We start from the raw sequence: 19,842 nt of genomic DNA, 5'->3' as shown, positions 1-19,842 counted from the left end.
TAGGACGCAGCCGGACAAACATTCCAGAAATGGCCCGCCCACCCGGCGGGCCATTTCTCATTTTCCCACCAAGGCCGGGCCCATTTCCGGCGAAATTCCGGACCGACGGCCCCGGACCATTCGCCTCGGGTCGGCCTGCCGGCGCGGCCCTACACTGTGGTCGTGCATTCGCGGCGCCCGTCGCCGCCCGACCGCCCCTGGAGGCTTCGATGACTGACGAGAACCGCGGACCCGGACGCGAGGGCGGGCGTGACGACTCCCGTCGAGGCACTTCCCGACGTGACGCCGGCGGATCCGGTTCGCGGGGCCGCGATGCGAGTGGCCGGCCTCCGCGCAGCTCGGGAGGTCCCGAGCGTGGTCGGGGTGGTCCGAGCAGCGACCGACGCGGTGACAGTCGTGGCGGGTCGAGCGCCGATCGACGCGGGGACTCCGGCGGCGACCGTCGGAACTCGGCCCGGCCGACCCGCGGGGGATCGGACCGGGATGGTGAGCAGCGAGGCGGGCCCCGTCTGGCACCCAAGACGCCGCGGCGCCCGGAGCCCCGCATCCCTGACGGGGTCACCGGCAAGGAGCTGGACCGCTCCGTGCACCACCAGCTGCGAACCCTGAGCAAGGAGAACGCCGAGGGGGTGGCCCAGCACCTCGTGATGGTGGCCGCCCTGCTCGAGGCGGACGACTACGACGCGGCCATGGCCCACGCCGAGACCGCGGTCCGGCGCGCCGGTCGGGTCCCGGCTGCCCGTGAGGCCCTCGGCATGGTCGCCTACCGCACCGGGGACTTCGCCCGGGCCCTCGGGGAGTTCCGGACGGTGCGGCGGATCAGTGGCTCCGACCACCTCCTGCCGCTCATGGTCGACTGCGAGCGAGGGCTGGGGCGGCACGAGCGCGCCCTGGACCTGGCGCAGTCGCCGGAGTCGCGCCGCCTCCCCACCGAGGAGCGGGTCGAGCTCGCCATCGTCGTGTCGGGGATCCGCCGCGACCTGGGCCAGACCGACGCCGCGCTCGTCGCGCTGCAGATCCCCCAGCTGAAGAAGTCGAACCAGCCACGGCTCGCCTACGCGTATGCCGACACCCTGCTCGGGCTCGGTCGCACCGAGGAGGCGCGGGAGTGGTTCCAGAAGGCCGCTGACGCCGACACCGAGTACGAGACCGACGCCGTGGAGCGCCTGGAGGAGCTCGATGGCGTGAGCGCGACCGACCTCCTCGGGGGTGCGGAGGAGGACGAGGTCCACGAGTGAGGCTCGTCGACCGCTACGACGCGCTCATCGTCGACCTCGACGGCGTCGTCTACCGAGGTGACCCGGCAGTGGCGCACGCCGTCGAGTCGCTGTCGGCAGCCGGCATACCCATCCAGTTCGCGACGAACAACGCGTCCCGACCACCATCGGAGGTCGGGGACCACCTGCGACGGCTCGGGTTGACGATCGAGGACAGCGCGGTCGCGACGAGCAGCCAGGCCGCGGCGTGGGTGCTGACCCGGCACCTCGAGCCGGGAGCACGGGTCCTGGCCATCGGTGGCTCGGGGGTGTCCGACGCCCTGCGGGAGCGGGGCTTCGAGCCGGTGACCACGGCGGCGGACGAGCCGGCTGCGGTCGTGCAGGGGTACGGCCCGGCGGTGACGGCCGACGACCTGGCCCAGGCCGCATACGCCGTGCAGCGCGGCGCCCTGTGGCTGGCGACCAACACCGACCACACCCTGCCCACGGCCTCGGGCTTCGCCCCGGGCAACGGTGCGCTGGTGCTCGCGGTCGGCGCGGCCGTCGGCCGTGGACCCGAGCTCGTGGCCGGGAAGCCCGACGAGCCGTTGTACCTCCTGTGCGCCGAGCGCCTGGGCGTCGAGCCGGACCGCATCCTCGCCATCGGGGACCGCCTCGAGACGGACATCGAGGGTGCGACGGCGGCGGGCATGGACTCGCTCCTCGTCCTCACCGGCGTGCATGGCGTGCCGGACGCGATCGCCGCCCGGACCGCAGCCCGGCCGACCTGGATCGCCGCCGACCTGCGCGCGCTCTTCGTCGACGAGGAGGAGCTCGAGCCGGCGGTGGCCGCACTGCGCAGGGAGTGGGCGGCGCAGGACGAGGGCCTGGCTGGAGATCACGTCAGTCGCGCTGTCCCGCAGGTGCTTGCGGCGCTGGCCCGCTGACGTCCGGTCGGGAACCGGGGTTGCCGAGTAGCGTGGGCGCCAACCACCCCGAACCACAGGAGGAACGATGGCCAAGCGGTCGATGATCCAGGGATATGTCGAGCTCGCCTCCGGACTGGGCGAGATGACCAAGGGGGCTGCCCGTGACGCCGCCGCCGAGCTCGTGGCCCTGACCAACAACGACCTCTCGCCCAAGAAGGTGACCAAGCAGGCGAGCAAGATGGCCGACGAGCTCATCGCCGCCGCCAACACCAACCGCCGCAACCTCGTGTCCTTGGTGCGCGCCGAGGTCGACAAGGCCGTCGGTCGCCTCGACGTCGACACCCTGCAGCAGGAGCTGGCGCAGGTGTCCGCCACCGTGTCCTCGCTCCGCGGCCAGGTCGAGGACCTCGCCGCCACACTGTCCGGCCGTTCCTCCGCGACAGCCGGTGCCGCCGCGACCGGAGTGGCCTCCGTCGCCGACACCGCAGGCGCCGCGGTGTCCGACACGGTGGCGGCCGGCACGACGCCTGCCTCGACGCCGGCGCCGGCGGGCCGACGACCGGCTCGCTCGTCGCTGAAGAAGGCGGCGTCTGCGCCGAAGGGCACCAGCACCAGCACCAGCACCAGCACCGGCACCGGCACCGGCGCGGAATCCCCGCGCCGGGCGACCCGCACGTCGACCGCGAAGACGTCGAGCGCGAAGACGACGTCGCCGGCGAAGAAGGCCTCGACGGCCAAGAAGTCATCGGCCGCGAAGACGTCCACCACCGCGAAGAAGAGCACGACCGCCAGGAAGTCCTCGGCAGCGAAGAAGTCCACCACCGCGAAGACGTCGTCCGCCGCGAAGAAGAGCACGACCGCCAAGAAGTCGACCGGTGGCGGGACCTCCGGCACCGCGTCGTCGGCGAAGAAGTCGACGTCGAGGACCACCACCGCGAAGAAGTCCGGCGCCGCGTCGGCGCCCACGGACACCTCGAGCTCGGCGGGCAGCGCGTGAGCGAGTACTCCGAAGTGCGGATCCCGGCACCGGGGCCGCCCTCGGCCCCGGAACCGGAGCCGCAGGAGTCGGACGTCCCCGAGAGCGGCGGATCGCAGGAGTCGGCGTCCTCGGACTTGAGCGCCCCGGACCCCGGAGCCCCGGACTCGGGCGCCCCGGAGACGGGCGACCTGGTGATCGACGCCTCCCTGCGCGACCTCGCGTCCGCCCCGGAGGACGACCTCGACGCGCAGATCGAGCGCGGCGAGCAGGTGCAGCGCACCCTGCAGGGCCGGCTCGGCAATCTGGGCGGCTGAGATCGCCCGGCTCGACGCCGAGCTCGTGCGGCGCGGCCTGGCTCGCTCGCGCGGTGAGGCGCGTGACCTCGTCGAGGCCGGGCACGTCACGGTGCACGGCCGGGTCGTGCTCAAGGCAGCCACCGCGGTCGAGGACGACGCCGACCTCGTCATCGCCTCCGCCGGTCCTCGGTGGGTCGGGCGGGCCGCACACAAGCTCGACCACGCGTTCACGCTGTGGGAGGCCGTCGGGCTGGCGGCAGCCGGGCGGCGCTGCCTCGACGTCGGCGCGTCGACGGGCGGCTTCACCCAGGTCCTCCTGAGCCGGGGTGCGGAGCACGTCGTCGCCCTCGACGTGGGGCACGACCAGCTGGTCGACGAGCTGCGGGAGCACCCCCGGGTGACCGAGCTCAGCGGCACGTCGATCCGTGACACGACCGCCGAGCGGCTCGGGACCTTCGACCTCGTGGTCGCCGACCTGTCGTTCATCTCGCTCACCCTCGTGCTGCCGGCCATCGCGGGGCTGACGAACGACCGTGGTGACGTGGTCGTCCTCGTCAAGCCGCAGTTCGAGGTGGGCCGGGGACGGCTGAGCAAGAACGGCATCGTCGTCGACCCGCGCCATCGCCGCCGGGCGCTCACGGACGTCGTGGCAGCGGCCACTGCGACCGGTCTGGGGATCCACGGACTCGCAAGGAGCCCGATCAGCGGCGGTGAGGGCAACACCGAGTACCTGTTGTGGGGGAGGTCGGGGGCCTCGGGCACGATGGACCCCGACGCGGTGCACGCCGCCGTCCGGGACCTCGCCACGGAAGGACGCGCATGAGCCAGCCGCGACGCATCCTGCTCGTCGTCCACCCGGCCCGACCAGAGGTCCACGACCACGCGCTCGGCGTCGTCCGCCGGCTCAAGGCCGCTGGGGTCCACGTCGCCGTGATCGTCGACGAGGTGCGCGGCACCCCGCTCGAGGGCCAGCCGGACCTCGTCGCGGCGCACCCGGAGGACCCCACCCACGGCTGCGAGCTCGTCTGCATCCTCGGTGGTGACGGGTCCATCCTGCGAGCCGCCGAGCTGTCCCGGGGCTCGGGCGTCCCCCTGCTCGGCGTCAACTTCGGCCACGTCGGGTTCCTCGCCGAGGTGGAGCGCGACGACCTCGACGTCACGGTCGAGCGCATCGTCTCGCGCGACTACACCATCGAGGACCGCATGACGCTCGAGGTCACCGCCTTCCACGACGGCGAGACGGTGTTCGAGAGCTGGGCGCTCAACGAGGTCACGGTCGAGAAGGCCTCTCGCGAGCGGATGATCGAGCTCACCGTCGAGATCGACGGGCGTCCGCTGTCCACCTGGGGATGCGACGGCGTCGTCATGGCCACCCCGACCGGCTCGACGGCCTACGCGTTCTCCGCCGGGGGACCGGTCGTGTGGCCGGACGTCGACGCCATGCTGCTCGTGCCCATCAGCGCGCACGCGCTCTTCGCCCGTCCTCTCGTCGTGGGGCCCGAGAGCCAGCTCGCCGTCGAGGTCGTACCCCGGACCGAGGGCGCCGGGGTCGTCTGCTGCGACGGGCGCCGCGCCGTCGACCTGCCTCCCGGTGCGCGCATCCAGGTCCACCGGAGCGCCGACCCCGTGCGTCTGGCGCGCTTCGCCGGCTCGCCCTTCACCGACCGTCTCGTCGAGAAGTTCGACCTGTCCATCCACGGGTGGCGTGGCGCGGCGCGGCGGGCGATCGAGTCGGCCGAGGCCGACCTCCCCCAGGGCTGATCGCGGTGCTCCAGGAGATCAGGATCCAGGACCTCGGGATCATCGACGAGTCGCTCATCGAGTTCGGCCCGGGCCTGACGGTGCTCACCGGCGAGACCGGTGCGGGCAAGACGATGGTCGTGACCAGTCTCGGCCTCCTCCTCGGGGCCCGCTCCGACTCCGCCATGGTCCGTGAGGGTGCCGACCGGGCGGTCGTCGAGGGGGTGTTCGACGTGCCCGCCGATCACCCGGCCACCGTGCGCGCCGCCGAGGCCGGGGGCGACGTCGACGAGTCCCTCGTCCTCGTCCGCACGGTCAGCGGCGAGGGCCGTTCGCGCGCGCACGTCGGAGGTCGCAGTGCCCCGGTCGGCGTGCTCGGCGAGCTCGGCGAGCACCTCGTCGCGGTCCACGGACAGGCGGACCAGTGGCGCCTGCGCCGCCCCGACGAGCACCGTGAGCTGGTGGACGCGTTCGGTGCCGAGCCCGTGGCAGCTGCGCGGACGGCATACGAGACGGCGTATGCCGCACACGCACGTGCCGTGACCGCGCTCGAGACCCTGCGCACCGCGGCCCGCGAGCGCGCCCAGGAGCTCGACCTGCTGCGTCGTGGCCTCGAGCGCATCGAGGCCGCCGAGCCGCAGGACGGCGAGGACGCCGCGCTCCGCATCGAGGACGAGCGCCTCGCCCACGCAGAGGAGCTGCGCCAGGGGTCGTCCGAGGCGCAGGTGCTGCTCGCGGGCAGCGACGACAGCTACGGCGACGGCGACGACGGCGTCATCGGCGCCCTGGCCCGCGCCCGCACCGCGCTCTCCCAGGTCAGCGCCAACGACCCGGCCCTGGCCGACCTCGAGCGCCGGCTCACCGAGGTCGCCCACCTCGTCACGGACCTCGCGTCCGACCTGTCCGGCTACGTCGCCGACGTCGACCTCGACCCGGGCCGGCTCGCCTGGGTGCAGCAGCGCCGGGCCGAGCTCGGGGAGCTGACGCGCAGCTACGGCGACACCGTCGACGAGGTGATCGCCTGGGGCCGGGACGCGTCCCGACGGGTCCTCGAGCTCGAGGGCGACGACGACCGGATCGTCGACCTCGAGCGGCAGGTCGCGGCCTTGGACGCCGAGCGCAGCACCCTGGCCGGGGAGCTGACCGAGGCCCGCCGCGCGGCGGCCTCCCGGCTCGGCGACCGCATCGCCGAGGAGCTGTCCCATCTCGCGATGGGCTCGGCCCGCGTCGTCGTCAGCGTGACGCCCGCCGGGCGTCTCGGGTCCCATGGCGCCGACGAGGTCGAGATCGGGCTCGCGGCCAACGTCGGCAGCGCGCCGCGCAGCGTGAGCCGAGTCGCCTCCGGTGGAGAGCTGTCACGGGTGATGCTCGCGATCGAGGTCGCCACAGCCGAGGCCAGCGGGTCGGTGCCGACCTTCGTCTTCGACGAGGTCGACTCGGGTGTCGGTGGCCGGGCCGCCCTCGACGTCGGTGCACGCCTGGCCGCCCTCGCCACGTCGGCACAGGTCATCGTCGTCACCCACCTCGCGCAGGTGGCCGCTCACGCCGACCACCACCTCGTCGTCTCCAAGTCCGACGACGGGCAGGTGACGCGCAGCGGGGTGCGTCGCGTCATCGGGCAGGACCGCGTCGCGGAGCTCGCCCGGATGATGGCGGGGACGGGGAGCGAGGCCGCCCTCGAGCACGCCCGGGACCTGCTCGCCGACCTCGGCCGCAGCATCGACGCCTGACCGGCCGCGCCGTGCACGAGGGCACAGGCCGAGCGTGGCACGATGTCCGGGATGCCCTTCACGACCCGCTTGCGCCGCGAACGTGACCCCGGCCCTGCCGGCGTCCACGGGCGCGCCCGCGTCGACCCGCGCACCAAGGACCTGACCAAGCGGCTGAAGCCCGGCGACGTCGCGGTGATCAACCACGTCGACATCGACAAGGTCAGCGCCGAGGCCCTCGTCGCCTGCCGCCCGGCGGCCGTCGTCAACGCCGCGGCGTCGATCTCGGGTCGCTACCCGAACCTCGGGCCGGAGATCATCCTCGCGGCCGGCATCCCGCTCCTCGACTCGGTCGGCGAGGAGGTCATGTCGCTCGCCGAGGGCACGATGGTCCGGCTCGAGGGCGACCAGCTGCTCGACGGTGACCGGGTGCTGGCCACCGGCGCCGCCCTCGACGCCGCCCTGGTGACCGACTCGATGAGCGAGGCACGCGCCGGCCTCAACGACCAGCTCGAGGCCTTCGCCGCCAACACGATGGAGTACCTCAAGCAGGAGCGGGCGCTGCTCCTCGACGGGGTGGGCGTACCGGACATCCGCACCGACCTCGAGGGCCGCCACGTCCTCATCGTCGTGCGCGGCTACCACTACAAGGAGGACCTGCAGATGCTGCGGTCCTACATCCGCGAGTTCAAGCCGATCCTCATCGGGGTCGACGGGGGAGCGGACGCGATCGTCGACGCGCGACACACGCCCGACCTCATCGTCGGCGACATGGACTCCGTCTCCGACGCGACACTGCGCTGCGGCGCGGAGGTGGTCGTGCACGCCTACCGCGACGGTCGCGCCCCGGGCCTCGAACGGGTGCGCTCCCTCGGCGTCGAGCCCGTCGTCTTCCCCGCCACCGGCACGAGCGAGGACGTCGCGATGCTCCTCGCCGACGACAAGGGCGCGACGCTCATCGTCGCGGTCGGCACCCACGCCACGCTCGTCGAGTTCCTCGACAAGGGGCGCTCCGGCATGGCGAGCACCTTCCTCACCCGGCTCCGGGTCGGCGGCAAGCTCGTCGACGCCAAGGGGGTGAGCCGGCTCTACCGCTCCCGCATCTCGGGGTCGTGGCTGGCCCTCATGGTCCTCGTCGGACTGTTCGCCCTCGCCGCCGCTCTGTGGGCGACCCCCGGAGGCAAGGTCCTCCTCCAGGTCCTGGGCGCCCGCCTCGACGACCTCTGGTCCGCCCTCGGAGGCATTGTCACGTGATCGACTTCCGCTACCACCTCGTCTCGATCGTCTCGATCTTCATGGCCCTGGCCGTGGGGATCGTGCTCGGTGCGGGGCCGCTCAAGGGCTCCATCGGGGACACGCTGACGCAGGAGGTCACGCAGCTGCGTGAGGACCGGACTGCCCTGCGCACCCAGCTCGACGCTGCCCGCAAGGGGTCGACGGCGCGTGACGACTTCACCCGCGACGCCGCCGGCCGCCTCGTCGGTGGTGCGCTCGCGGGGACCACGGTGGCCCTGGTGCTCCTCCCCGAGGCGGACGCCGACCACGTCGGCGAGGTCAACGAGCTCCTCACGGCGTCGGGCGCCCGGGTGGTGTCGCGCACCACGGTGGAGAGCTCCTGGGTCCCCCTCGGCACTGCCGCGACGACCGAGCAGGCCACCCTCGCGACCGACCTGCGGCGCTCGCTCGGCCTCCCGCAGCCTGCGGAGGCGGACTCCACCCCGCTCGACGAGGTCCTCGCCGACGCGCTGGTCTCCGCCGACTCGGCCACCAGCGACGCGGCCAAGGGCGCCCTCGACGCCCTCACCAACGAGAACCTCATCGACGTCGAGACGGCCGATCTCGTGCCGGCCACCACCGCCGTGCTGGTCGGCGGCCCGATCGAGGGCGACATCGTCACCGATCGGGACCGTGCCGCGACCCGGCTCGCCGCCCTCGCCCTGGCCCTCGACGGCGCCGGGCGTGGAGCGGTGCTCGCCTCAGACGTCGGGGTGACCGGCTTCGAGGGCGTCTCCTCCGTGGTGCGGGCCGCTCGGGGTGACGCGGGCACGTCCCGCTCCCTCTCCACCGTCGATGACGTCAGCCTGCCCCTCGGCCAGGTCAGCGTCGTCTACGCCCTCGTGCAGCAGCTCGGTGGCGGCGTCGGCCAGTACGGCCTCGGTGACGGCGTGTCCGCGGGGTACCCCCCGATCCCGGCGCCGTGAGCCGCCGTCCGCTCACGGTGGGCCTCGTCGCCGGCGTCGCCGCTGCCGGCGCGATGGCCCTGCGACACCACGTCCCCCAGACCTTTCGCGCCCGGTGGGACCGCACCAACCACGCGGGCGCCACCGTGACCCTGCTCGAGGGACCGGTCTACGCCGTGGCCGCGGCCCTCGGCGGGATGGCTGCCGGCCCGTCCGCCCTCCCCGTCGTGACGGTGAGCCTGGGGGCCGGTGCCTTCGGCGCCCTCGACGACCTCGCCGGCGACGCGACGAGCAAGGGCCTGCGGGGCCACCTCGGTGCGCTGACCCGCGGCGAGGTCACCACCGGCGCCGTGAAGATCGTGGGGTTGGCGGCCACCGGCCTCGTCGGGGCAGCCCTTGCCGACCGCTCGTCGAGCCGTGGTGCGCTCACGACCCTCGTCGGCGGCGCCGCCGTCGCGGGAGCGGCCAACGTCGCCAACCTCCTCGACCTGCGTCCCGGCCGCGCCCTCAAGGCCGTCTCCCTCACCGCGGCGCCCCTGCTCCTGCCCCCGTCGGCAGCCGGCGCCACCACCGCAGCCGCAGCCCTCGGAGCCGCCGCCGGCACCGTCCGCACCGACATGCGTGGTGAGTCGATGCTCGGCGACACCGGCGCCAACAGCGCCGGCGCACTCGTCGGGCTGGCTCTCGTCGAGCGACTCGGCCTGCGGGGGCGGCTCGTCGTCGTCGCCGTCACCGCCGGCCTCACCGTCCTCTCCGAACGCGTGTCGTTCAGCGCCGTCATCGAGGACACCCCCGCGCTGCGTCGTCTCGACCGCTGGGGTCGCCCGTGACCGGGCGTGCTGTGGGCCGGTCCGTGGCGCGGGCAGCTCTGGTCGTGGCGGTCGCCACGCTCCTCGCCAGGCTGGCGGGCTTCCTGCGGACCCTCGTGTTCTCGAACAGCGTCGGGACGAGTCCCGTCGGTGACGCGTACCAGACCCTCAACACGCTGCCCAACGTCGTCTACGAGGTCGCTGCCGGGGGAGCGCTCGCGGCGATCGCCGTGCCGCTCGTCGCGGGGCAGCTCGGGGCCGGGCGCCGGGAGGACTCCGACCGCAGCGCCTCCGCCCTGCTCACCTGGGCCGTCGTCATCCTCGTTCCGCTCGCCGCCGCGGTCGCCCTCGCGGCGCCCTGGCTCAGTGAGCTGCTGCTCGACGACGCGACTCGCCCGGGCAGCGTCGAGCTCGGCACGACGATGCTGCGGATCTTCGCGCCGCAGGTGGCGCTGTACGGCATCGGGGTCGTCCTCGCCGGAGTGCTGCAGGCCCACCGCCGGTTCCTCACCGCCGCCCTGGCGCCGCTGCTCTCGAGCGTCGTCGTCATGGGCGCCTACGTCACCTACGGCCAGGTCGTCGACGGACCCGTCGGGGCCGACGAGGTCGGGCGCGGAGCCGTGTGGATCCTCGCGGGAGGCACCACGCTCGGCGTCGTCGTCCTCAGCCTGCCGCTGCTCGTCCCGACCCTGCGCACCGGCACCCGGTTGCGGCCCACGCTCACCTTCCCGGGGGGGCTCGGCCACCGGGCGGCCCAGCTCGCCGGTGCGGGCGTCCTCGCCCTGGCGGCGCAGCAGGCGACCGTCGCACTCACGCTCTGGCTCACCCACGCGCCGCGCACGCTCGACACCGGTGTGGTCAACGCCTATGCCTACATCCAGGCCGTCTACCTGCTCCCGTATGCCGTCCTCGCCGTCCCGGTGGCGACCGCCGCCTTCCCGGCGCTCGCCCACGCCGAGGGCGGGGCCGCCACCCCGACGACCGAGCCGGGAGCCCCTGCCACGCTGGCCCGCAGCCTGCGCGCGATCGTGCTCCTCACCTCCGGTGCCGCGGCCGCCCTCATCACCGCTGCCAGGCCGGTCGGGGACTTCTTCCTCGCCTGGGACAAGGGTGGCAGTGGAGCGGGACGCGAGGCGCTGGGCGCCCTCCCCGGAGGGCTCGCGGCCTACGCGCCGGGGCTCGTCGGCTTCAGCGTCGCGGCGCTGCTGACCCGCGCCGTCTACGTCCGCGGACGTCCCCTGCACGCAGCCCTGGCCGTGGCCCTCGGCTGGCTCGTCGCCGGGCTGCTGCCACTGGCCTGGGTGCCCGAGGGGTCCGACGCCGGGACGACGCTCGGTCTGCTCGGCATCTCCTCGACTCTCGGCATGACGGCGTCCGCCCTCGTGCTCGCCGTGCTCGTCCGACGCGCGTGGGGACCGGCCTCGCTCGCGGGGGCCGGACGCACGGTCGGGGCCGCCGTCGTCGCGGCCGCGGTGGCCATCGGCGTCGGCGACACGGTCGCACGGGCCCTCGACGTGTCCGGCGTCTGGGGCGCGCTCTTCAGTGGCATCGTCGTCGGTGGGCTCACGATGATCGTCCACGTCCTCGTCATGTCCCTCATCGACCGCGCCGGGATGCGCGAGCTGCGGGAGCGCGGACGCCGCCGCCGACGGAAGGAGCCGGAGCAGTGAGGGTCGCACTCGTGATGGGGACGAGCGCCGGGGGCACCGGCCGCCACGTCCACGACCTCGCCTCCGGGCTCGTCGGCGCCGGCCACGACGTCGTCGTGCTCGCCCCCGCTGGGGAGCTGGACCAGTTCGCGTTCGTCGGCACCGGCGCGAGGACCGTCGTGCTCGGTGTCTCCGACCGGCCCCACCCCGTCCGTGACGCTCGCGCCTTGGCGACCCTGCGCGAGGTCTGCGGCGCGGCCGATGTCGTGCACGCCCACGGTGCCCGGGTCGGCGCGCTCTCGGCCGCGGCGCTCGTGGGTCGCAGCACCCCTCTCGTCGTCACCCTCCACAACGCCTCGCCGGGCCGCGGTCTCGCCGGCCGCATCCACGCCGTGCTCGAGCGGGTCGTGGCCCGTGGCTCCGACCTCGTGCTCGGCGTCTCCGCCGACATCGTCGAGGTCCAGAGGAGGCTGGGTGCCGTCGGTGCCGAGCTCGCCGTCATCGCGGCACCTCCGCCCACCCCGGTGGTCCACGACCGCTTCGCCGTGCGGCACGCTCTCGGCATCGGTGCCCGCACCCTGCTGCTCGTGACCGTGGCCCGTCTCGCCCCGCAGAAGGACCTCGACCTCCTCGTCGACGCGGTCGCGGAGATGCTCTGTCGCCACGACGTCGACGTGCTCGCCGTGGTGGCAGGGGAGGGCCCCGACCGAGACCGGCTGCAACAGCGCATCGATGCCGCAGGGGTGCCGGTCCGTCTGCTCGGACACCGCTCGGACGTCGCCGACCTCATCGCCGCCGCCGACGCGGTGGTGTCGACCGCGCGCTGGGAGGGGCAGCCGGTGGCCCTGCAGGAAGCGCTGCACGCGGGGGCGGCCATCGTGGCCACGGACGCCGGCGGCACCGGTGCCGTGGTGGATGAGGCCGCGATCCTCGTCCCGGTCGGCGACGTCGCCTCCATGGCCCGTGCCCTTGCCGACGTGCTGCTCCACGCGGCGGTCCGCGACGACCTGCGTTCGCGGGCCATCTCGCGCGGGAGTGAGCTCCCCACGAGCGCGGACGCGCTGGAAGCGGCGCTCACGGCATACGCATCCGTCCGCAGCGCGGAGCGCCCCGGGAGCGACGGTGGGTCGCGGCCGGGTCAGCCGCCCGCATGACGTATCGTTGAAGCCCGTGGTGGCCCAGACGAAACAGATCTTCGTGACCGGAGGCGTTGCCTCTTCGCTCGGCAAGGGCCTCACGGCATCCAGCCTCGGATTCCTGCTCCGTTCGCGCGGTCTGCGCGTGACGATGCAGAAGCTCGACCCCTATCTCAACGTGGACCCCGGGACCATGAACCCGTTCCAGCACGGCGAGGTGTTCGTCACCGACGACGGGTCCGAGACCGACCTCGACGTCGGGCACTACGAGCGCTTCCTCGACCGCAACCTCATCGGCAAGGCCAACGTCACGACCGGTCAGGTCTACAACAAGGTCATCGCCAAGGAGCGGCGCGGTGAGTACCTCGGCGACACCGTCCAGGTCATCCCGCACATCACCAACGAGATCAAGGACCGGATGCGCGCCCAGGCGGCGGGTGCACCCGACGTCGACGACCGCGAGGCCCCTGATGTCATCATCACCGAGATCGGTGGCACGGTCGGCGACATCGAGAGCCTGCCGTTCCTCGAGGCCGCCCGGCAGGTGCGCCATGACCTCGGCCGCGACAGCGTGTTCTTCCTCCATGTCTCGCTGGTGCCCTACCTCGCGCCCAGCGGCGAGCTGAAGACCAAGCCGACGCAGCACTCCGTGGCGGCGCTGCGCCAGGTCGGCATCCAGCCCGACGCGCTGGTGCTGCGCGCCGACCGCGAGATCCCCGAGGGCATCAAGCGCAAGATCTCGCTCATGTGCGACGTCGACACCGAGGGCGTCGCAGCCTGTGTCGACGCTCCGAGCATCTACGACATCCCCAAGGTGCTGCACCGCGAAGGGCTCGACGCCTACGTCATCCGCCGCCTCGGGCTGACCTTCCGCGACGTCGACTGGACGGACTGGGACAAGCTGCTCGGCCGCGTGCACCGTCCCGAGCACCAGGTGGAGGTCGCCCTCGTCGGCAAGTACGTCGACCTGCCCGACGCCTACCTGTCGGTCACCGAGGCGCTTCGCGCCGGCGGCTTCCACCACGACGCCAAGGTGCACATCCGCTGGGTCGCCAGCGACGAGTGCCAGACCGCCTCCGGTGCCCAGAAGGCGCTCGGTGGCGTCGACGCCGTGCTCGTCCCCGGGGGCTTCGGCGTCCGCGGCATCGAGGGCAAGCTCGGGGCGCTCACCTGGGCCCGCGAGCACCGCGTCCCCACGCTGGGGATCTGCCTCGGCCTGCAGTGCATGGTCATCGAGTACGCGCGCAACGTCGCCGGCATCGAGGGGGCGAGCTCGACCGAGTTCGACCCGGAGACGCCGGCACCCGTCGTGGCGACCATGGAGGAGCAGAAGGCCTTCGTCGAGGGCGCCGGGAACCTCGGCGGCACGATGCGCCTGGGGTCTCAGCGCGCCGACCTCGTCCCCGGCTCGGTCGTCGCCGGCGTCTACGGCGCGACCAGCGCCGACGAGCGCCACCGCCACCGCTACGAGGTCAACGAGGCCTACCGCGAGCAGCTCGTCGTGGCCGGCCTGCGGATCTCGGGCACCCACCCCCAGCTCGGCCTCGTCGAGTTCGTCGAGCTCCCGCCCGAGGAGCACCCCTACTACGTGGCGACCCAGGCTCACCCGGAGTTCAAGTCGCGCCCCACCCGGGCACACCCGCTCTTCGCCGGCCTCGTGGGAGCGGCGATCGAGGAGCAGCGGGCAGCCCGGCTCGTCGAGGTCGAACGCCCGAAGGTGGCCGTCGAGGCGGACGCGCCGTGACGACGGGGCCGCTGGCCGACGCGTTCGACCCGCAGCCCGTGCTCAGCACCGAGGTCGCCATGCGGGGCCGGGTGTGGGACGTCGTCCGTGACGAGGTCGACCTCGGCGACGCCGGAAGCCACGTGCGCGAGTACGTCCGCCACCCCGGTGCCGTGGCCGTCCTCGCCCTCGACGAGGAGGGCCGGGTCTGCCTCATCCAGCAGTACCGCCACCCCATCCGCACCCGCGACTGGGAGGCGCCCGCCGGCCTGCTCGACGTCGACGGGGAGCCGCCGTGGGTGGCCGCCGCTCGCGAGCTGCACGAGGAGGCCGACCTCGTCCCCGGCCGGCTCGACGTCCTGCTCGACGTCCGTCCGTCGCCCGGTGGCCTCGACGAGGCCATCCGCGTCTACCTCGCCCGCGACCTCACCTCGGTCGCCGACGACGACCGTCACGTCCGCGAGGCGGAGGAGCACGGTATGCCGTTGGCCTGGGTCCCGCTCGACGAGGCCGTGGCCGCGGTGCTCGATGGCCGCGTGCAGAACGGCATCCTCGCCGCGGCCCTGCTCGCCGCCCACGTCGCGCAGGAGCGCGGCTGGAGCACCCTGCGCCCGCACGACGACCCCTGGCCGCAGGGCCCGGGTGGTACCCACCGGTCGTGATCGCCGCGCCCGGCTCCGAGCCCTGCCCGTGCGGCGGCGTGCCCGATGGGGCGTCGTTCGGTGCATGCTGCGGGCCGTTCCTCGCAGGGGACGGCTGGCCCACGACACCGGAGGCACTCATGCGGTCGCGCTACACGGCATACGCCGTCGGGAACCGTGACCACCTCTTCCGCACGTGGCACCCGGCCACGCGACCTCCCGAGGTCGAGCTCGACGGGTCGCTGACCTGGACCGGCCTCGACGTGCTGTCCGCCGGCGGCGACGACGACGAGGGGACGGTGGAGTTCGCCGCGCACTGGACCTCGGGGGAGGGGCGGCTGCGCCAGCGGGGCGCGGTGCGTGAGCGCAGCACCTTCACGAGGCGCGCGAGACGCTGGATGTACCGCGACGGGGTCGACCTCGGCGACGGCGGGGGCTGACCCGAGGTCGGACACAACTGCGGTTCGTGGCGCGTGGAGGCGACTCCGTAGGATGACGGGGTCCATCCACCCCCGTCCCGAAGGACCTCCCCGTGCTCCGCACCCATGAGGCCGGCACCCTGCGCGCCGACCACACCAGCCACACCGTCACGCTCACCGGCTGGGTGGCAAGGCGTCGCGATCACGGGGGAGTGGCCTTCATCGACCTGCGCGACGCGAGCGGGGTGGTCCAGGTGGTCGCCCGCGACGAGGTCCTCACCGGCGCTGCGCACGACCTGCGTGCCGAGTTCTGCATCCAGGTCACCGGCTCGGTGGTCGCCCGCACCGAGGCCAACGTCAACCCCCACCTGCCCACCGGTGAGGTCGAGGTCGTGGCCTCGGAGATCGTGGTGCTCGCCCCGAGCGCGCCGCTGCCCTTCCAGATCGACGAGCGCGTCACGGTCGGCGAGGAGGCGCGCCTCAAGCACCGCTACCTCGACCTGCGCCGCCCCGGCGCCTCCTCCGCGGGCGCGGCGCTGCGCCTGCGCTCCAAGGTCAACGCGGCGGCCCGCCGGGTCCTCGGGGACCGCGACTTCGTCGAGATCGAGACGCCGACGCTGACCCGGTCCACCCCGGAGGGGGCGCGCGACTTCCTCGTGCCGGCCCGCCTGGCGCCCGGCTCCTGGTACGCCCTGCCGCAGAGCCCGCAGCTGTTCAAGCAGCTGCTCATGGTCGCCGGCATGGAGCGCTACTACCAGATCGCCCGGTGCTACCGGGACGAGGACTTCCGCGCCGACCGCCAGCCCGAGTTCACCCAGCTCGACATCGAGATGTCGTTCGTCGAGCAGGCCGACGTGCTCGAGCTCGGTGAGGCCATCGTCAGCGAGGTGTGGAAGCTCATCGGAGTCGAGCTGACGACGCCGTTCGAGCAGATGACCTACGCGGACGCCATGCGACGGTTCGGCTCCGACAAGCCCGACCTCCGCTTCGGCAACGAGCTGGTCGAGTGCACCGAGTACTTCGCGAACACGCCCTTCCGGGTCTTCCAGTCCGACTACGTCGGCGCGGTCGTCATGCCAGGCGGCGCGAGCCAGCCGCGCAAGCAGCTCGACGCCTGGCAGGACTGGGCCAGGAGCCGCGGCGCCAAGGGGCTGGCCTACGTCCTCGTGGGCGACGACGGCGAGCTCGGCGGACCGGTCGCCAAGAACCTGTCCGACGAGGAGAAGGCGGGCCTCGCCGCTCATGTCGGCGCCACGCCGGGTGACTGCGTCTTCTTCGCCGCCGGAGCGGTGAAGTCCTCGCGCGCCCTGCTCGGTGCCGCCCGGCTCGAGATCGGCCGCCGATGCGACCTCATCGACGAGGACGCGTGGTCCTTCCTCTGGGTCCTCGACGCACCGCTCTTCGAGCCGGCCTCGGAGGCCGTCGCCGCCGGTGACGTCGCCGTCGGGGGAGGCGCCTGGACCGCCGTGCACCACGCGTTCACCTCGCCCAAGGCTGAGTTCCTCGACAGCTTCGACACCGACCCCGGCCCGGCGCTCGCGTACGCCTACGACATGGTGTGCAACGGCAACGAGATCGGCGGCGGCTCGATCCGTATCCACCGTCGTGACGTCCAGGAGCGCGTCTTCAAGGTCATGGGCCTGAGCGACGAGGAGGCGCAGGAGAAGTTCGGCTTCCTCCTCGACGCGTTCGCCTTCGGCGCGCCCCCGCACGGCGGCATCGCGTTCGGCTGGGACCGCATCGTCTCGCTGCTGGCGGGCACTGAGTCGATCCGCGACGTGATCGCCTTCCCCAAGTCCGGCGGCGGCTACGACCCGCTCACCGCGGCGCCCGCACCGATCACCCCGGAGCAGCGCAAGGAGGCCGGCGTCGACGCCACGCCCGAGCAGCCCACCGCCGCGCAGGCCTGAGATGAGCCTCGCGTCCCGGAGCGCCACTGACGACCGTCCGCTGCTCGCGGCGCGACCGGTGTCGGTGCTGCTCTGGGACGCCGACGGGGTGCTCCAGCACCCGCGCCACGAGTGGGCGCCCCGGCTGGCGGCGTGGGGTGGGGACGGCTTCGCCGAGGCGCTGTTCGCCTCGGAGATCCCGGCTCTGCGAGGCGAGACGCCCTTCCGTGAGGCGCTCGGCCAGCTGCTCACCCGGTGGCCCGAGGTCACGGCGGGGGTCGACGACCTGCTCGACCTCTGGGAGCAGGTCGACCCCGACCCGGACGCGGTCCGGCTCGTCGGTGAGGTCGCCGCGAGCGGGGTCCGGTGCGTCCTGGCGACCAACCAGCAGGACCACCGCAAGGCGTTCCTGCGCGAGCGCTTCGGGTACGACGACGTCTTCGAGCAGTCGTTCTACTCGTGCGACCTCGGGGCCATGAAGCCCGAGCCGGCCTACTTCGAGCGGGTCCTCGAGTCGCTCTCGGTCGACCCGACCGACGTCGGCTTCGTCGACGACCGGCTCGACAACGTCGAGACCGCCCGCGCCCTCGGCATCCGTGCGGTCCACCACGACCCGCTCTCCGGCGTCGTCGGACTGCGCTCCGCACTCGGGTGGTCGTCGTGAGCGACGCGCTCGAGCAGGCACCCGACCCGGTCCACCAGGCCGTCCAGCGCTACGCGCAGATGCAGCCCGAGATCCAGCTGGTGGCCGACCAGTTCGTCGCCATGGTGACCGAGATGCTCGACGACGCGGGCATCAACTACGTCAGCGTCACGGGCCGCGCCAAGAGCGTCGCGTCCTTCGCCGGCAAGGCAGCCCGGACCGTCGACGGCGTACCCCTCTACGCCGACCCGCTCAACGACATCACCGACCAGATCGGCGTGCGGGTCGTCACCTACCTGCAGGGTGACGTCGCCGCCGTCGCCGACCTCCTGTCCGGGGAGTTCAGCGTCCTCGACGACCGCGACCTCGGCCAGGAGACCGCGCTGGCCGGCCGCTGGGGCTACGCCAGCCGGCACCTCCTCGTGACCCTTGCCGACGAGGACGTCGACCCGGCCTACGCGCACCTGCGCGGCAGGTCGGCCTCGGTCCAGGTTCGCACGATCCTCCAGCACGCATGGGCCGAGTTCGAGCACGACGTCCGCTACAAGGGTTCGGTGCCGGCCGCCGACGTGTCCGAGCTCGATCGCCGGTTCACGCTCGCCGCAGGGCTGCTCGAGCTCGCCGACCGCGAGTTCACCGCGATCCGCGACCGGCTCCAGGCGGGTGTCGCCGGACAGGACCTCGAGGCCGTCGACGACGACCCCCGGATCAGCGGGCCCGACCTCGCCGCGTTCCTGTCGGCCCACTTCCAGGACGCCGGCTGGTCGCGCACCGACCACTACTCGTGGATCTCCGGCCTCCTCCTGGAGCTCGGCATCACCTCGCTCGACGAGCTGGCCGGTCTGCTCGGGAGCATCGACGTCCAGGGCATCAACGAGCGCATGGGCTACCGCTACCCCGCCGGTGCGGTGCGTCGCCTCGACGACGTCCTGCTCGCGGTGTTCGGTCCCCGCTACATCGGTCTGCACGGCAACAGCCACCGCGTCGAGTCGCTCACCGCTCGGCTCGAGAAGGTGCGGCCCGCGCAGGCCTGAGGCTCTCGCTGCTACTGGCGGAGGAACCCCACGAGTGCGTCGTTGAACTCCTGGCTGTGGCTGACGTTGATGCCGTGCGGCCCGTCCTCGATGACGACGAGCTCACTGCCCGGGATGGCGTCGTGGGTGCGCTGACCCGACACCTCCAGCGGGACGATGGCGTCGCTGTCGCCGTGGATGACGAGGGTCGGCACCGTGACCGAGGAGATGTCGTGGGTGAAGTCCTCGAGCCACGACCCGATGCACGCGACCGCGGCCTCGAGGTCGGCCTGCTCGGTGATCCGCAGGGCCGCCTGGCGCTGCTCCTCGGTGACCTTGAGCTCCCCGCCGGCGCTGAAGAAGTTCGTCGTGAACTCCTCGAAGAACGCCTCCCGGTCCAACTGCAGCGCCTGCTGCATCTTCTGCGCCTCCGCCCGGGGGAGCCCACCGTCGGGGTTGTCGTCGCTCTGGAGGAGCCACGGCGGGATGGCGGCGGCGAACACCACGCTGCGCAGCCGCTCCTGGCCGTGGACCCCGACGTAGCGGGCCACCTCGCCGCCACCCATCGAGAAGCCCACGAGCGAGGCGTCGCGCAGGTCGAGGTCGTCCATGAGGGTGGCGAGGTCCGAGGTGAGGGCGTCGTAGTCGTAGTGCCCGTCCGCCACCGGCGCAGACTCCCCGAAGCCGCGGCGGTCGTAGGTGATGACCCGCAGTCCCGCGTCGGTAAGGGCGGGCACGGTGTCGGACCAGGAGGCCCCACTGAGCGGCCAGCCGTGGATGAGGACGACGGGGCGGCCGTCGCCGCCGGTGTCCTCGACGTGGACGGTCGAGATGTCGGACATGGACTTCCCCTTCGACGGTCGGCTCGGTGTCCGACCACCCTATGCACGT

At 73.2% G+C, this 19,842-nt stretch carries 19 protein-coding genes; 18 read left to right on the top strand and 1 reads right to left on the bottom strand.

Annotated elements, in window-relative coordinates; all coding sequences use genetic code 11:
* Nucleotides 1-584: 584 nt before the first annotated feature.
* The 18 genes from ACOJV9_RS16375 (at nt 585) to ACOJV9_RS16290 (ending at nt 18,972) form a co-directional block, all read left to right on the top strand.
* Nucleotides 585-1,238: a tetratricopeptide repeat protein gene (locus tag ACOJV9_RS16375; RefSeq protein ID WP_420186303.1), complete on the top strand. Its 654-nt coding sequence runs from the start codon at nt 585-587 to the stop codon at nt 1,236-1,238.
* Entirely contained in the window at nt 1,235-2,143 is a 909-nt protein-coding gene (locus ACOJV9_RS16370) for an HAD-IIA family hydrolase (RefSeq protein WP_420186302.1), read from the top strand. Before ACOJV9_RS16375 ends, ACOJV9_RS16370 begins: the two co-directional genes overlap by 4 nt.
* Nucleotides 2,144-2,210: 67 nt before the next feature.
* The gene (locus ACOJV9_RS16365; protein ID WP_420186301.1) at nt 2,211-3,122 is read left to right on the top strand and encodes a hypothetical protein; all 912 of its coding nucleotides are present in this window, start codon (nt 2,211-2,213) and stop codon (nt 3,120-3,122) included.
* The gene (locus tag ACOJV9_RS16360) at nt 3,119-3,418 is read left to right on the top strand and encodes a hypothetical protein (protein WP_420186300.1); all 300 of its coding nucleotides are present in this window, start codon (nt 3,119-3,121) and stop codon (nt 3,416-3,418) included. The genes ACOJV9_RS16365 and ACOJV9_RS16360 overlap by 4 nt, the downstream gene beginning before the upstream one ends.
* Before the next feature lie 25 nt (nt 3,419-3,443).
* Nucleotides 3,444-4,223 carry a TlyA family RNA methyltransferase gene (locus ACOJV9_RS16355; RefSeq protein WP_420186299.1) on the top strand — a complete coding sequence of 260 codons (780 nt, stop codon included), beginning with the start codon at nt 3,444-3,446 and terminating at the stop codon, nt 4,221-4,223.
* Entirely contained in the window at nt 4,220-5,161 is a 942-nt protein-coding gene (locus tag ACOJV9_RS16350; protein ID WP_420186298.1) for an NAD kinase, read from the top strand. Before ACOJV9_RS16355 ends, ACOJV9_RS16350 begins: the two co-directional genes overlap by 4 nt.
* A gap of 5 nt (nt 5,162-5,166) precedes the next feature.
* Nucleotides 5,167-6,870 (top strand): DNA repair protein RecN, encoded by a 1,704-nt coding sequence (recN, locus tag ACOJV9_RS16345; RefSeq protein WP_420186297.1) that lies wholly within the window; start codon nt 5,167-5,169, stop codon nt 6,868-6,870.
* 51 nt (nt 6,871-6,921) lie between these two features.
* A complete protein-coding gene (gene steA / locus ACOJV9_RS16340; RefSeq protein WP_420186296.1) occupies nt 6,922-8,103 on the top strand; it encodes a putative cytokinetic ring protein SteA in 1,182 nt (393 codons plus the stop codon).
* On the top strand, nt 8,100-9,050 hold the full coding sequence (locus tag ACOJV9_RS16335; RefSeq protein ID WP_420186295.1) for a copper transporter: 951 nt from the start codon (nt 8,100-8,102) through the stop codon (nt 9,048-9,050). Before steA ends, ACOJV9_RS16335 begins: the two co-directional genes overlap by 4 nt.
* Nucleotides 9,047-9,859: a hypothetical protein gene (locus ACOJV9_RS16330; protein ID WP_420186294.1), complete on the top strand. Its 813-nt coding sequence runs from the start codon at nt 9,047-9,049 to the stop codon at nt 9,857-9,859. The genes ACOJV9_RS16335 and ACOJV9_RS16330 overlap by 4 nt, the downstream gene beginning before the upstream one ends.
* Nucleotides 9,856-11,508 carry a murein biosynthesis integral membrane protein MurJ gene (gene murJ, locus ACOJV9_RS16325; RefSeq protein ID WP_420186293.1) on the top strand — a complete coding sequence of 551 codons (1,653 nt, stop codon included), beginning with the start codon at nt 9,856-9,858 and terminating at the stop codon, nt 11,506-11,508. The genes ACOJV9_RS16330 and murJ overlap by 4 nt, the downstream gene beginning before the upstream one ends.
* Complete coding sequence (locus ACOJV9_RS16320; RefSeq protein ID WP_420186292.1) at nt 11,505-12,641, top strand: glycosyltransferase family 4 protein; 1,137 nt, start codon at nt 11,505-11,507, stop codon at nt 12,639-12,641. The genes murJ and ACOJV9_RS16320 overlap by 4 nt, the downstream gene beginning before the upstream one ends.
* A 19-nt stretch (nt 12,642-12,660) precedes the next feature.
* The gene (locus tag ACOJV9_RS16315; protein WP_420186291.1) at nt 12,661-14,367 is read left to right on the top strand and encodes a CTP synthase; all 1,707 of its coding nucleotides are present in this window, start codon (nt 12,661-12,663) and stop codon (nt 14,365-14,367) included.
* On the top strand, nt 14,364-15,008 hold the full coding sequence (locus ACOJV9_RS16310; protein ID WP_420186290.1) for an NUDIX domain-containing protein: 645 nt from the start codon (nt 14,364-14,366) through the stop codon (nt 15,006-15,008). The genes ACOJV9_RS16315 and ACOJV9_RS16310 overlap by 4 nt, the downstream gene beginning before the upstream one ends.
* Nucleotides 15,005-15,427: a YchJ family protein gene (locus ACOJV9_RS16305; protein WP_420186289.1), complete on the top strand. Its 423-nt coding sequence runs from the start codon at nt 15,005-15,007 to the stop codon at nt 15,425-15,427. Before ACOJV9_RS16310 ends, ACOJV9_RS16305 begins: the two co-directional genes overlap by 4 nt.
* Nucleotides 15,428-15,519: 92 nt before the next feature.
* On the top strand, nt 15,520-17,316 hold the full coding sequence (aspS, locus tag ACOJV9_RS16300; RefSeq protein WP_420186288.1) for an aspartate--tRNA ligase: 1,797 nt from the start codon (nt 15,520-15,522) through the stop codon (nt 17,314-17,316).
* A 1-nt stretch (nt 17,317) separates the two neighbouring features.
* Nucleotides 17,318-17,959 (top strand): HAD family hydrolase, encoded by a 642-nt coding sequence (locus tag ACOJV9_RS16295; protein ID WP_420186287.1) that lies wholly within the window; start codon nt 17,318-17,320, stop codon nt 17,957-17,959.
* On the top strand, nt 17,956-18,972 hold the full coding sequence (locus ACOJV9_RS16290) for a GTP pyrophosphokinase (protein WP_420186286.1): 1,017 nt from the start codon (nt 17,956-17,958) through the stop codon (nt 18,970-18,972). Before ACOJV9_RS16295 ends, ACOJV9_RS16290 begins: the two co-directional genes overlap by 4 nt.
* An 11-nt stretch (nt 18,973-18,983) precedes the next feature.
* Here the strand turns inward: ACOJV9_RS16290 and ACOJV9_RS16285 are convergent, their stop codons facing one another.
* On the bottom strand, nt 18,984-19,793 hold the full coding sequence (locus tag ACOJV9_RS16285) for an alpha/beta fold hydrolase (RefSeq protein WP_420186285.1): 810 nt from the start codon (nt 19,791-19,793) through the stop codon (nt 18,984-18,986).
* Nucleotides 19,794-19,842 lie beyond the last annotated feature (49 nt).

The sequence above is a fragment of the Knoellia terrae genome, assembly GCF_048606435.1.
Classification (GTDB): domain Bacteria; phylum Actinomycetota; class Actinomycetes; order Actinomycetales; family Dermatophilaceae; genus Knoellia; species Knoellia terrae.
Note: the sequence above shows the minus strand (reverse complement) of the source record. Positions and strands in the feature narration are given on the sequence as shown.

Coding starts and splice junctions, on each gene's coding strand:
- ACOJV9_RS16365 (WP_420186301.1), top strand. CDS start 2,211: ATGGCCAAGCGGTCGATGATCCAGGGATATGTCGAGCTCGCCTCCGGA.
- ACOJV9_RS16350 (WP_420186298.1), top strand. CDS start 4,220: ATGAGCCAGCCGCGACGCATCCTGCTCGTCGTCCACCCGGCCCGACCA.
- steA (WP_420186296.1), top strand. CDS start 6,922: ATGCCCTTCACGACCCGCTTGCGCCGCGAACGTGACCCCGGCCCTGCC.
- ACOJV9_RS16295 (WP_420186287.1), top strand. CDS start 17,318: ATGAGCCTCGCGTCCCGGAGCGCCACTGACGACCGTCCGCTGCTCGCG.
- ACOJV9_RS16285 (WP_420186285.1), bottom strand. CDS start 19,793: ATGTCCGACATCTCGACCGTCCACGTCGAGGACACCGGCGGCGACGGC.